Raw genomic sequence first — 12619 nt, 5'->3', positions numbered from 1 at the left:
TTAAATAAGATAAATATGTGTTATACAGTATATCCAAATGTTTTTTATTTCGTGCAAGTGAAAAAATACAGTCTATTGATTTGCATAACACCCCGTATCAATATTTCCTCTATAAAATAATTATATTTTTTGTAATGTATTTTATTCAGAAATAACATAGTAAATTGCTATAGAATGTATCTTTAGATGGGATTTTTATTTTTTTAACAAATTAATCAATTAAAAAGAAAAGACTTGAATATTGTTTTTAATTGTTTGATAATTTAAAATATACAAAAAGTAGGAGATGTACATAGATGGGGAATTTAAGTAATGGTTTAGAAAATCGTGCACGTTTGTTAGTGAAATGCCCGGATAAACCTGGGATTGTTTCTGTATTGTCTTCTTTTCTACACAGTCACAATGCAAATATAATTGAATCTAGTCAGTTTTCAACGGATCCAGTGAATGGAACTTTCTTTATACGAATTGAATATCATTGTGATTATTTACAAGAAAAAGCAGCTGATATGGAATTGGAATTTAAGGGAATCGCAAAAAATTATCAGATGGATTATCATTTTTATTATCTAAATATTCGCCAACGTTCTGCAATCTTTGTTTCAAAAGAAACGCACTGTTTGTTAGAATTGCTGTGGGAATGGCAAAATGGCGACTTAGATACAGATATTGCACTTGTAATCAGCAACCACGAAACAGCAAGCCCAATGGTTGAAGCATTGGGTATTCCATTCTTCTATATACCTGCTAATAAGGATATTCGTAAACAAGTAGAAGAAGAGCAAATTCGTTTAATGGAAAAATATAAAGTGGATGTTCTAATTTTAGCTCGATATATGCAAATTTTAACACCTGATTTTGTTAATCATTTTAAAAATAGAATCATTAATATTCATCATTCGTTTTTACCTGCATTTATAGGGGCTGGTCCTTATGAACGCGCATTTGCAAGAGGAGTGAAATTGATTGGTGCAACTTCTCATTATGTCACAAATGATTTAGACGAAGGACCAATAATTGAGCAAGACGTTGAACGTGTAGATCACAGAGATAATGCAGCACAGTTGAAAAAAATCGGAGCCAAAATTGAACGCCGCGTCTTAGTAAAAGCGGTGAAATGGCATTTGGAAAATCGAATTATTGTAGAAGGAAATAAAACAATTGTGTTTCACTAGACATTAGGGGCTACCTAAATATAAGGTAAGCTCCTAATTTATTTGCAAATATATATATTCTAAGCAAAGGTTTGTGAAATAAAGTGAAATTTTTAGCGATAGTTTTAATTATAATTTTATTAACGCTTGGATTAGAAGTAGTTTTTAATAAATTATTAGGTGTAGAAAAAAAGAAAATCGCAGATACCCCCGGGAGAGAAGTTGATAGAAGGGGAAGAAAAATTATTCTTGTAAGTATTATATTTTTACTAATTTTAAGTAATGTATTCAATTTTAGTTTTCTTGATACCAAGTGGTGGTGGCTAGGATATTTCATCATTTTAGCTGGTTTCCAAATATTTATGGAATGGAAATATATTAAGAATTCAAAACAATATCTTACAACCATCATTCTCTCTATCTCATGTCTTGTAATGTTAATATTAGCAATTAGATATATTTGAGACTAGATAAAGTAAAAAAGCTGTCCATCGTAGGTTTAAACCTTTCAGGACAGCATTGTTCTATTATTTCATTTTTAAATATTGATCATAACCTTTCAAACGTAAATGGCAAGCTGGACATGTTCCGCAGCCATCACCTTTAATGCCATTATAGCAAGTTAACGTTTTCGTCCGAACATATTCCAATTTCCCCATATCATCTGCCATTTTCCATGTCTCTGCCTTATCTAACCACATCAAAGGCGTATGAATAACAAGCTGTTCATCCATTGCAAGGTTTAAAGTTACGTTTAATGATTTCACAAAATCATCCCGGCAATCTGGATAACCGCTAAAATCTGTTTCACATACCCCTGTAATAATATGTTTTGCTCCAACTTGGTTCGCCAAAACCCCTGCAAATGATAAAAATAATAAGTTGCGTCCAGGCACAAAAGTTGAAGGTAATGCACCGTCTTCCCCAGCTTTAACCTCTATATCATCTCGAGTAAGTGCATTTGGTGCTAACTGATTTAGTAAAGACATATCTAAAATATGATGTTTTACACCAAGTTCTTCTGCTATTTCTTTTGCACAGTCAATTTCTGCTACATGGCGTTGGTTGTAATTAAATGTAACAGCCTCAACTTCTTTAAACGTTTGTAATGCCCAAAACAAGCAAGTAGTACTGTCTTGACCACCACTAAAAACGACAATTGCTTTTTCATCTTTTAACATTGATTTCACCCTCCAATTTAACTAGCAAATTCTGTTTTAGTAAAACGAGTAAAATGTAAAGCCATTACGCCAATAATTTGCATGCTAATTTTAATAATTACTTGACCTAAAATAGCCATCCAAACCGCATTCCAAGGCACCATTCCAGCACCAAGAGGGGATAAACCAATAATGACGAATATGGAAGAATCTAAAATACCCCCGAAAATGCCACTATACATAATTCTCATACTAATTGAAGCTTTTAATCTTGAATAGATTTCAGTATCCGTTGTTTCAGAAACAGCAAAGCTTACCGCACTTGCAAATACAATCCAAAGTGTATCCCCTAGAAGATAGCTAGATATTGCTGAAAGTATTAATGCTAAGCCGATAAAAAGGTAGGTCTTTTTCTTACCATATTTGTTTTGAACAAGATCACGCAGTATAAACGTAGCTCCTATTAGAAAGGATCCATAAGGTATGATGAACACGCCAAGTTGCAAAGGCGTAAAATTTGCAGTTATCACATTTGCTAACACAATTGCACAAAGATATAAAAATATTCTCATTGAAAAGTCTCCTCTGAAATTATGAATTTAAACCATCGATGAAATTACACACATTATGTAATGAACTTTTCAAAATAAAATAAACCCATATCTCACAACACCTCCCTGAATGCTAAAAATAAGGAGGATGCTAGCAAAATAAAAAACTATATCCTAAAGATATAGTTTATCCCTAGTTTTTTATAGAGGGTTGTTCTAGTACCTCTCCTACATTTAGTAAGTTTTTTATTCAAATGTAATTTTACCATAAAATGTCCAAAATTGTTTAACTAGTTTTAATTTGTATGTAAGAACTCATAAAGAAAATGTAATAATAAAGAAATCCTGAGTTGAAAAGAAGTCTTAAATTATTATAAAAGTTCCCCCAAATCAAATCATAAACAGAATTGAAATCATCGAAACTTCATTATCCTAATCTTCATATACTATCTAAATCACCTGTAAAAGATTATTACTTCCAATCTCATAAATTACTAGAAATCATGCATATCCACAAAAAATAAAAATATCCTAGTTTTATAAAGCATATTAACAATGGACAAGTAAAAATACAACTGAAGAAAACCAAATCGTAGTTTATAAAACTAAAATTATCGGAGGGATTTAGATGTCTACAATTTTAAATTATATTAACGGTGAGTGGCTAGAAGGTTCGACAGGAAAGTTTGTACCAGTTATGAATCCTGCAAACGGAAAAGTTTTAGCGCATGTCACACAATCTACTGAAAAAGATGTTCAGTTGGCAGTACAAGCTGCAAAAGAAGCACAAAAGTTATGGAGATTAGTTCCCGCTCCTGAAAGAGCAGATATTTTATATAAAGTAGCTTATTTATTAAAAGAAAGAAAAGAAGATATTGCTCAAATTTTAACAAGTGAAATGGGAAAAGTGATCGATGAAGGTCGAGGTGAAGTACAAGAAGCAATCGATATGGCGTATTACATGGCAGGAGAAGGGCGCCGACTCTTTGGTGATACAATACCATCAGAACTTCGCAACAAATTTGCGATGAGTGTGAGGGTGCCAGTAGGTGTTGTTGGTATTATTACACCATGGAATTTTCCAATAGCCATTGCATCTTGGAAATCACTTCCTGCCCTAGTAGCGGGTAATGCTGTCGTTTGGAAACCAGCAACAGAAACGCCAATGACAGCGCAAGAGTTTGTGAAGATCTATGAAGAAGCAGGATTACCAAAAGGCCTTATTAATTTAGTAAATGGTTCGGGAAGTAAAGTAGGCAATGCAATGGTTGAGCATCCAGATATCGATATTATCTCGTTTACCGGTTCAAACGAAGTAGGAAAAGCAATCAATGGACGCGCTGGGGAATTGTTAAAGAGGACTTCACTTGAAATGGGCGGAAAAAATGCCATCACTGTTTTAGAAGATGCTGATTTAGACCTCGCTGTAGAAGGTATTCTTTGGGGGGCATTTGGTACAGCTGGTCAAAGATGTACAGCAACAAGCCGTGTCATTGTACATCAAGATGTTAAAAAAGCATTAGAAGATAAACTAATAAGCGGTATTCATGAATTAAAGATGGGTGATGGACTTGATGAAACGGTTAAAGTGGGACCTGTTATCAACAGAGAAGCTTTAGAAAGAATCGATGAATATGTCAAGATTGGCAAAGAAGCAGGGGCAATCTTATTAGCAGGCGGTAAAATCATTACTGAAAATGGGTTAGAGAGTGGCAACTATTATGCACCAACGATTTTCACAAATGTAACACCAGATATGCGTATAGCAAAAGAAGAAATCTTTGGACCAGTAGTGTCAATCATTTCTGTAGAAAATTTAGATGAAGCTGTGAAAGTGAATAACAGTGTAGAATTCGGTCTTTCAAGTGCAATTTATACAGCAGATGTCAATAAAGCCTTTAAAGCTATGCGTGATTTAGATACAGGTATCGTATATATTAACGCAGGAACAACTGGAGCAGAAATTCACTTACCATTTGGCGGTACAAAAGGTACAGGAAATGGTCATAGAGATTCAGGTGTAGCTGCATTAGATGTCTATACAGAATGGAAATCCATTTATGTTGACTACAGTGGAAAATTACAAAGAGCTCAAATAGATAACAATTAATTCAAAAAATAACCTGCAATTTCTACTTTGGGAATGCAGGTTTCTACGTTATACAAGGGGTGACTAAAGTGGAGAAATTAACCGTTGTCGGTTCAGGTATCATGGGAGGAGGAATTGCGTATACAGCTGCAATTAGTGGTTTCAATGTAGTGTTAAATGATGTCAACGAAGAAAATTTAAAGAAAGCACAATTATATATAGAAAGAGAATTAATAAAAAGTGCAGAAAGAGGCTACTTAACAAGCAAGCAAGTTGAAATAGCTATGACAAATTTAAACTATACTACAGATTTACAAACAGCTGCTCATGATGCAGACATTGTGATTGAAGCTGTTTTTGAATTAATTGACATTAAGATTGATGTATTTAAAAAACTAGATGTAATCTGTCCAGAACATACAATTTTAGCAACGAATACATCTACGATGAGCCCTACAGAAATTGCAGCTCAAACGTCAAGGCCTGATAAAGTTGTGGCCATGCACTTTTTTAATCCAGTTCATAAGATGAAACTTATCGAAATTATACGAGGGCTGGATACGTCAGATGAAACGGTAGCAAAAGTGAAAGAAATCGGAGCGAAATTAGGAAAAGAAACAGTGGAAGTAAACGAGTTTCCTGGATTCGTCACTAGTCGTATGAATTGTCTTATTGGTAACGAAGCGATGAACATGTTGATGGAAGGTATTGCTTCAGCAGAGGATATTGATAAAGCGATGAAACTAGGATTGAACCACCCAATGGGACCACTGGAATTAGCAGATTTAGTCGGATTAGACTCACGTTTGCGGAATATGGAATATCTATACAAAACATTAGGCGAAAAATATAGGCCAAGTCCCCTGCTTATTAAATATGTCAAGGCAGGTCGCTTAGGGCGTAAATCAGGAACAGGTTTTTACAATTACGAAAGTTAGTAATTGGAGGCGGAAATCGTGACAATCGGAGAATGCAAGAAGCGAATATCAGCTAAAGATGCAGTAAAGATGATTCAAAAAGGAGATAGTCTATTAGTTGGTGGATTTGGCATTTGCGGTACGCCCTTTACTTTAATCGATACGATCACTGAATCCAATCACGCCAGAGAACTAACTATTATTAGTAATAATTTAGGAGAAGCCGGGAAAGGGTTAGGAAAATTATTAATCTCAAAACATATAAAAAAAGCGATTGGTTCCTATTTCACCACCAATCGAGATGCTGTTAAAGCTTGGAACAATGGAGAACTGGAAATAGAGCTTATTCCACAAGGATCACTTGCTGAAGCAATTCGTGCAGGGGGAGCAGGCATTGCTGGGTTCTATACTAAAACAGGTGTTGGTACAGAAATTGCAAAAGGTAAAGAAGAAAGAGATTTTGAAGGTGAAACGTATATATTCGTAAGGGGAATACGAGCAAGACTGGCGCTTATTAAAGCTGATAAGGCTGATACAATGGGAAACTTAGTTTACGCGAGAACTGCTCGTAATTTCAATCCGATGATGGCCACTGCAGCTGACATTGTCATAGCAGAAGTAGATGAAATCGTAGAAGCCGGTACATTAGATCCTGAACAAATCATCACACCTCACAATTATGTAGACTATGTGGTTCTTAATGATCGATATGAAAAAATTGGTGGTGAGTATGTTGAGCGGACTAAGTAATTTAAGAGATGCCCGGATTAGAATTGCTAAAAGAATTGTAAAAGAACTCCATGCAGGTGCGGTTGTCAATCTTGGTGTTGGTATCCCATCTTTAATCCAAAATTATTTAAAACCCGATAGTCATGTTTACCTTCAATCTGAAAATGGTCTCTTAGGAATGGGACCAACACCACCAAAAGACGAGATTGATATGAACCTCATCAGTGCTAGCAAACATCCTATTTCCTTAGGAATCGGGTCTTCTCTTTTTTCAAGCGCCGATTCTTTCGCAATGATTCGGGGTGGTCACATAGATATTGCAGTTATGGGAGCGCTTCAAGTTTCAGAAAAAGGAGAAATTGCCAATTGGGCTGTACCTGGGAAGGATATTTTAGGAGTTGGAGGAGCGATGGATTTAGTTGCAAGTGCTAAGAAGATTATTATTGCCATCACACATGTTACCAAAGACCGAACACCCAAAATTATTCAAAAACTAACCTATCCAAGTAGTGGCACTAGAGCGGCAAACCTGATTGTAACGGAAAAAGCTTTGTTTGAGGTGAAAGATAACACACTTCTATTAAAAGAAATCGCAGAAGACTCCTCATTACAAGAGATTAAACAGCTTACAGAAGCGCATTTTATCATTTCTGATGATCTTCAAACGATGAAAATTAACTGAGGTGAAAAATAGATGACTTATAAAAATATTCTCGTTCATCAAGAGAGGGAACTAGGATTTATAAAACTTAACCGTCCAGAACAACGGAATGCATTAAATATAGAGACATTGCAGGAAATCGAAAAAGCGCTAGAGGAGATAAAAGCCAATCAAGATATACGTGTTGTTGTTATAACTGGGTCTGGTGAAAAGTCTTTCGCAGCTGGTGCAGATATTAAAGAATTAAACAAACGAACGATGATTGAAGCACTTCAACCAAATATGACTGCAACATTTCGAAAAATAGAAGAATATGAGAAGCCTACGATAGCAGCTATTAACGGATATGCTCTAGGTGGGGGATTAGAACTGGCTCTTACTTGTGATATAAGAGTGGCATCATTGAATGCCAAAATGGGATTACCGGAAGTGGGTTTGGGGATTATCCCGGGAGCAGGAGGAACGCAACGTCTCTCACGAACAATCGGCAAAGGGAAAGCAATGGAACTAATTTTAACAGGTGAAGTTATTTCAGCAGAAGAAGCAAAAGATATTGGACTAGTAAGTGCAGCTGTACCACAAGAGGAACTAATTGAAAAAGCAAAAGAATATGCAAGTAAGATCAGTATTAAGGGGCCATTAGCTTTACGATTAGCCAAGACGGCTGTTAACAGAGGAATTGATGTTGAAATGGAAACTGCACTATATTTAGAAAAGTTATCTCAAACTATATTAATGGGTTCATATGACAAACAAGAAGGAACTCAAGCGTTTCTAGACAAAAGAAAACCTCATTTTAAAGGGGAATAGGGGGAGTATGATGGATTTTACATTACCAGAGGAAATCCAACTCTTAAAAAAAGCCGTCCATGATTTTGTGCAAGGAGAAGTAGAAAAGGTAGCGATGGAAATCGAAGAAAATGACGAAATCCCAGAATCGATTGTGGAACAGTCAAAAGAAATGGGCTTATTCGGTTTAAGTATTCCTGAAGAATATGGCGGATTAGGATTAGATATGGTTGGAAAATGTGCAATCTATGAGGAATTAGGGAAAACACATAATGGCTATACTACATTACTCGGGGCTCATACAGGGATAGGTACTGTGGGGATTGTTGAACTTGGTACAAAGGAACAAAAGGAAAAGTATCTTCCAAAGATGGCCAGTGGGGAATGGATAGGCGCTTTTGCATTAACAGAACCAAGTGCAGGTTCCAACGCAGCTAATATCAAAACAAAAGCGGAAAGAAAAGGCGACAAATATATTATCAATGGCTCAAAACACTATATTACAAATGCAGTTTGTGGGAATATTTTTACCGTTATGGCGGTAACAGATCCAAGTAAAGGTGCGAAGGGCATTACTTCATTTATTGTCGAAAAAGATTTCCCAGGTTTTATTGTCGGAAATGTGGAGAAGAAAATGGGGCTTCGGGGTTCACATTCTGCTGAATTATTTTTTGAAAACTTGGAGGTTCCAGTAGAAAATGTCCTTGGCGAAGAAGGAAAAGGGTATGTCAATGCACTGAAGATCCTAGCGAATGGTCGAGCTGGGCTTGCTGCAAGAAATCTTGGATCTTGCGAAAAACTGCTGCAATATAGCTTGGACTATGCGATGCAACGTGTTCAGTTTGGAAAGCCAATCTTTGATCAACAAGCGGTTCAACATATGTTGTCCGATATGGCGCTAGAAATCGAATTACTTCGTTCTATGACCTACAGGGTAGCGTGGATGACGGATCAGGGAAAAAGAGTCGTAAAAGAAGCTGCAATGGCAAAGTTATATGGATCAGAAGTATACAATCGTATTGCCGATTTAGCTGTCCAAATTCATGGGGGTATTGGCTATATGAAAGAATATCCAATTGAGAGATATTACAGAGACGCAAGAATTACAAAAATATATGAAGGTACCTCTCAAATCCAAAAAAATATTATAGCAGGAGAACTAAAACGGGAATTTAAATAGCGATCAAAGTAGTAATTGCTGAAAAAGATAGTAATAGTTGTTTACATTTAAAATGGGGGTGCAAGGATGGGAAATGCAGTAATTATTGACGGTGTACGCACAGCAATAGGGCGTATGGGAGGAACACTAAAAGACGTTGAAGCCGACTTTCTTTCTGAAAAAGTTATACGTGAGGTGGTTCAGAGGAGTCAAGTAAATCCGCATCTAATAGAAGAAGTTGTCTGGGGACATGCAAAACAAAGTTCAGATGTACCAAATCTCGCAAGACTCGCAGCATTAAGAGCAGAACTTCCAATCGAAGTACCGGGTTATACAGTTCATAGACAATGCGGTTCAGGTTTGCAGGCTATTAATAATGCCGCACAACAAATTAGTTGTGGTATTTCAGACACGATTATTGCTGGTGGTGCTGAAAGCATGAGTACAGCTCCCTATTATTTAAGAAAGGCAAGGTATGGATATGGAGCAGGTAATGCAGAGCTAGTCGATCCAAATACCGAAAGTCAACCACGTGCACAGCCAATCGAAAAATACGGCAATTTAACGATGGGTTTAACAGCTGAAAATTTAGCATCCAAATACAATATTAGTAGAGAAGAACAAGATGAATTTGCATTAGAGAGCCAACAAAAAGCAGCTACAGCCATTCAAAGCGGAAAATTTAAAGAAGAGATTGTTCCGTTTGAAATCAAAAATAAGAAAGAAATCATGCAATTCAATACAGATGAACATCCTCGTTTAACAAGTCTTGAGAAATTAGCAACCTTGAAGCCTGTTTTTAAAGAAGGTGGAACAGTTACTGCGGGTAATTCTAGTGGCCGTAATGACGGAGCTGCAGCTTTAGTGATGATGTCTGAAGATTTAGCACTAAAACAAGGATTGGCCCCAAGGTTACGAATTGTTGCACAAGCATCTGTAGGCGTACCACCTGAAATTATGGGGATTGGTCCAGTACCTGCAACATTAAAAGCTTTAAGACTTGCAGGTTTAACATTAGATGATATTGACTTAGTGGAGCTAAACGAAGCCTTCGCAGCACAATCACTTGCGGTTCTAAGAGAGTTAAATATTGATAAGAAAAAACTTAATGTTAATGGTGGCGCAATCGCTTTAGGGCATCCAATAGGAGGAACTGGCGCTATATTAACAGTTAAAATCATGCATGAACTTGAAAGAATTGGTGGTAGATATGGACTTATTACTGCATGTATCGGTGGTGGACAAGGCATTGCAACAATAGTTGAAAATCTAAGAGTTTGATGATTGGAGGAACCGTTTATGTACAATCCAAGAGTTCTTCAAATCCTTTCCATGTACCATCCAGAGGGAGAAAAAATTCTGCAAAAAAATGCAAAAGTAATTCGAACGGATCAGTATGACATCCCACATTTATGTGAACTTGTCAAAGATGTAGAGGGAATTATCCTCCGTGCGCCTGCGAAAATTACGAAGGAAATCATAGATGCTAATCCACGTTTAAAAGTAATTTCAGGTGCAGGTGTAGGACTAGATAATATTGATGTTAACTATGCAACTAAAAAGAGTATCCCGGTCCTTCATGCACCTGCAGTAAATAAAACGTCTACTGCAGAGCACACCGTAATGCTAATACTTGCATTAGCAAAGTCAGTCTTACCTTTTCATAATCAGATGAAGGTAGGCAATTACAATGCAAGAATGGTCATCCCATCTATAGAACTCAAAGGGAAAAAGGTGGGCCTTATTGGCTTTGGTAATATTGCTCAGGAAGTGGCGAAAATACTTATAAATGGTTTTGATATGGATGTTACTGCTTGGGTTCGTACATACAAACCAGAAAAGCATCATGTCGCTAAAGAACTTGGTGTTACCATTCATACAAATATAGAAGAAGTCTTCCAACAAAGTGATTTTATCTCCATCCATTTACCATTAACGGATCAAACAAGACTATCAATTGACGAACGACTTTTTTCTATTATGAAACCTTCTGCCTATTTCATCAATACAGCCCGTGGAGCAATACTTCAACAAGAGCATTTATATTATGCATTAAAAAATGGTAAAATTAGGGGAGCAGGTCTTGATGTATTTGACCCAGAACCACCTGATGAAAATTTACCACTTTTAAAATTGCCAAATGTGATTGTAACCCCACATGTTGGAGGAACAACAGTAGAAAGCAATCAAATCATGGCCACTACTGTAGCACAAAATGTACTAAAAGTTTTAGCTGGAGAAAAGCCGCAATATATTGCGAATCCAGAAGTGCTAAAGTTGTAAAAAGAATAGGAGAATGATGATGGATCAATATTCAATAGCTTTAATTCCCGGAGATGGAATTGGCGTAGATGTTGTAAGAGAAGGAAAAAAGGTATTAGATACGGTTAGTGAATTGCATGGAGGTATTTCATTTTCATATAAGGAATTTGACTGGAGCTGTGAATACTATGCCAAGCATGGTCGAATGATGCCAGAAGATGGCTTGGATCAATTAAAAGATTTTGATTCTATTTTTCTTGGTGCCGTCGGATACCCAGGTGTGCCAGATCACGTATCACTTTGGGGACTTTTGTTACCGATAAGAAGACAATTTGAGCAATATATTAATTTACGACCTGTCAAACTATTAAACGGTATTCAATCACCATTAGCAGGAAAAACATCTAAAGACCTTGATTTCATCGTAATTCGTGAAAATAACGAAGGGGAATATTCGAATATCGGTGGTCGAATCTACGAAGGTACTGATGCTGATATGGCGATTCAAAATAGTGTTTTCACACGAAAAGGAGTCGAAAGAGTACTAAGATATGCTTTTGATTTGGCACAAAAACAAGGGAAAAGAAAGCATGTTACAGCTGCAACGAAGTCAAATGGTATCAACCATACAATGCCATTTTGGGATGAGTACGTGAAGAAGATCAATCAAGAATACCCTGATGTAACAAGTAATATTGTCCATATCGATGCATTGGCAGCCTTTTTTGTCAGTAAACCAGAAACAATGGATATTGTTGTAGCATCCAATCTATTTGGCGATATTTTAACGGACTTAGGAGCAGCAATTGTCGGAGGTCTTGGCATTGCACCTTCAGCAAATATTAATCCAGAGAAGAAATATCCTTCCATGTTTGAACCCGTACACGGATCTGCACCTGATATCGCTGGAAAAGGAATTGCAAACCCACTTGCATCTATTTGGTGTACGAGTATGATGTTGGACCACTTAGGTCATCCAGAATCTGCAAAAGCCATTATAGATGTTATGGAAGAAGTTATCCAAGAAAAAATCGTCACACCTGACCTTGGAGGAAATGCCACAACAGAGCAGGTAGGGGATAAAATCTGTGAAAAATTGAAAATGCACTTAGGGTAAACTAAAAAGCGGCTATAGAAGCCGCTTTTTT

At 36.5% G+C, this 12619-nt stretch carries 13 protein-coding genes and 1 riboswitch; of the genes, 11 read left to right on the top strand and 2 right to left on the bottom strand.

Going from position 1 to position 12619, the window contains the following annotated elements; all coding sequences use genetic code 11:
• Positions 1 to 296: 296 nt before the first annotated feature.
• Together purU and D1606_RS16855 are read left to right on the top strand one after the other, a co-directional pair.
• Positions 297 to 1175: a formyltetrahydrofolate deformylase gene (gene purU, locus D1606_RS16860; protein WP_119417181.1), complete on the top strand. Its 879-nt coding sequence runs from the start codon at positions 297 to 299 to the stop codon at positions 1173 to 1175.
• A gap of 83 nt (positions 1176 to 1258) precedes the next feature.
• Positions 1259 to 1618: a DUF4181 domain-containing protein gene (locus tag D1606_RS16855; RefSeq protein ID WP_119417180.1), complete on the top strand. Its 360-nt coding sequence runs from the start codon at positions 1259 to 1261 to the stop codon at positions 1616 to 1618.
• A gap of 63 nt (positions 1619 to 1681) precedes the next feature.
• On the opposite strand, the gene queC is transcribed toward D1606_RS16855, so the two are convergent.
• Positions 1682 to 2335, bottom strand: a complete 654-nt coding sequence (gene queC / locus D1606_RS16850) for a 7-cyano-7-deazaguanine synthase QueC (protein WP_119417179.1) — start codon at positions 2333 to 2335, stop codon at positions 1682 to 1684.
• A gap of 17 nt (positions 2336 to 2352) precedes the next feature.
• A complete protein-coding gene (locus tag D1606_RS16845; RefSeq protein WP_119417178.1) occupies positions 2353 to 2886 on the bottom strand; it encodes a VUT family protein in 534 nt (177 codons plus the stop codon).
• Positions 2887 to 3052: 166 nt separating this feature from the next.
• A riboswitch (PreQ1 riboswitch) is annotated at positions 3053 to 3097 on the bottom strand.
• Between the two features lie 396 nt (positions 3098 to 3493).
• Here D1606_RS16845 and D1606_RS16840 point away from each other — a divergent pair.
• The 9 genes from D1606_RS16840 to D1606_RS16800 all read left to right on the top strand — a co-directional run bounded on the left by D1606_RS16840 (position 3494) and on the right by D1606_RS16800 (position 12588).
• Positions 3494 to 4975, top strand: a complete 1482-nt coding sequence (locus D1606_RS16840) for an aldehyde dehydrogenase family protein (RefSeq protein WP_119417177.1) — start codon at positions 3494 to 3496, stop codon at positions 4973 to 4975.
• A gap of 68 nt (positions 4976 to 5043) precedes the next feature.
• On the top strand, positions 5044 to 5892 hold the full coding sequence (locus D1606_RS16835) for a 3-hydroxyacyl-CoA dehydrogenase (protein WP_119417176.1): 849 nt from the start codon (positions 5044 to 5046) through the stop codon (positions 5890 to 5892).
• An 18-nt stretch (positions 5893 to 5910) separates the two neighbouring features.
• Positions 5911 to 6621 carry a CoA transferase subunit A gene (locus tag D1606_RS16830; protein WP_369973823.1) on the top strand — a complete coding sequence of 237 codons (711 nt, stop codon included), beginning with the start codon at positions 5911 to 5913 and terminating at the stop codon, positions 6619 to 6621.
• Complete coding sequence (locus D1606_RS16825) at positions 6605 to 7282, top strand: 3-oxoacid CoA-transferase subunit B (protein ID WP_233548157.1); 678 nt, start codon at positions 6605 to 6607, stop codon at positions 7280 to 7282. The genes D1606_RS16830 and D1606_RS16825 overlap by 17 nt, the downstream gene beginning before the upstream one ends.
• Positions 7283 to 7294: 12 nt before the next feature.
• Complete coding sequence (locus tag D1606_RS16820) at positions 7295 to 8071, top strand: enoyl-CoA hydratase/isomerase family protein (protein WP_119417174.1); 777 nt, start codon at positions 7295 to 7297, stop codon at positions 8069 to 8071.
• Positions 8072 to 8081: 10 nt separating this feature from the next.
• Complete coding sequence (locus tag D1606_RS16815) at positions 8082 to 9230, top strand: acyl-CoA dehydrogenase family protein (RefSeq protein ID WP_119417173.1); 1149 nt, start codon at positions 8082 to 8084, stop codon at positions 9228 to 9230.
• A gap of 66 nt (positions 9231 to 9296) precedes the next feature.
• Positions 9297 to 10490: a thiolase family protein gene (locus D1606_RS16810; protein ID WP_119417172.1), complete on the top strand. Its 1194-nt coding sequence runs from the start codon at positions 9297 to 9299 to the stop codon at positions 10488 to 10490.
• Between the two features lie 18 nt (positions 10491 to 10508).
• Positions 10509 to 11492: a hydroxyacid dehydrogenase gene (locus D1606_RS16805; RefSeq protein ID WP_119417171.1), complete on the top strand. Its 984-nt coding sequence runs from the start codon at positions 10509 to 10511 to the stop codon at positions 11490 to 11492.
• 19 nt (positions 11493 to 11511) lie between these two features.
• Positions 11512 to 12588 (top strand): tartrate dehydrogenase, encoded by a 1077-nt coding sequence (locus D1606_RS16800; RefSeq protein ID WP_119417170.1) that lies wholly within the window; start codon positions 11512 to 11514, stop codon positions 12586 to 12588.
• Positions 12589 to 12619: the final 31 nt, after the last annotated feature.

Origin of the sequence: Rummeliibacillus sp. POC4 (assembly GCF_003576525.1) — a bacterium.
Classification (GTDB): domain Bacteria; phylum Bacillota; class Bacilli; order Bacillales_A; family Planococcaceae; genus Rummeliibacillus.
The sequence above is the reverse complement of the archived record's forward strand: the minus strand, read 5'-3'. Positions and strand labels throughout refer to the sequence as shown.

Coding starts and splice junctions, on each gene's coding strand:
- purU (WP_119417181.1), top strand. CDS start 297: ATGGGGAATTTAAGTAATGGTTTAGAAAATCGTGCACGTTTGTTAGTG.
- queC (WP_119417179.1), bottom strand. CDS start 2,335: ATGTTAAAAGATGAAAAAGCAATTGTCGTTTTTAGTGGTGGTCAAGAC.
- D1606_RS16845 (WP_119417178.1), bottom strand. CDS start 2,886: ATGAGAATATTTTTATATCTTTGTGCAATTGTGTTAGCAAATGTGATA.
- D1606_RS16840 (WP_119417177.1), top strand. CDS start 3,494: ATGTCTACAATTTTAAATTATATTAACGGTGAGTGGCTAGAAGGTTCG.
- D1606_RS16820 (WP_119417174.1), top strand. CDS start 7,295: ATGACTTATAAAAATATTCTCGTTCATCAAGAGAGGGAACTAGGATTT.
- D1606_RS16815 (WP_119417173.1), top strand. CDS start 8,082: ATGGATTTTACATTACCAGAGGAAATCCAACTCTTAAAAAAAGCCGTC.
- D1606_RS16810 (WP_119417172.1), top strand. CDS start 9,297: ATGGGAAATGCAGTAATTATTGACGGTGTACGCACAGCAATAGGGCGT.
- D1606_RS16805 (WP_119417171.1), top strand. CDS start 10,509: ATGTACAATCCAAGAGTTCTTCAAATCCTTTCCATGTACCATCCAGAG.
- D1606_RS16800 (WP_119417170.1), top strand. CDS start 11,512: ATGGATCAATATTCAATAGCTTTAATTCCCGGAGATGGAATTGGCGTA.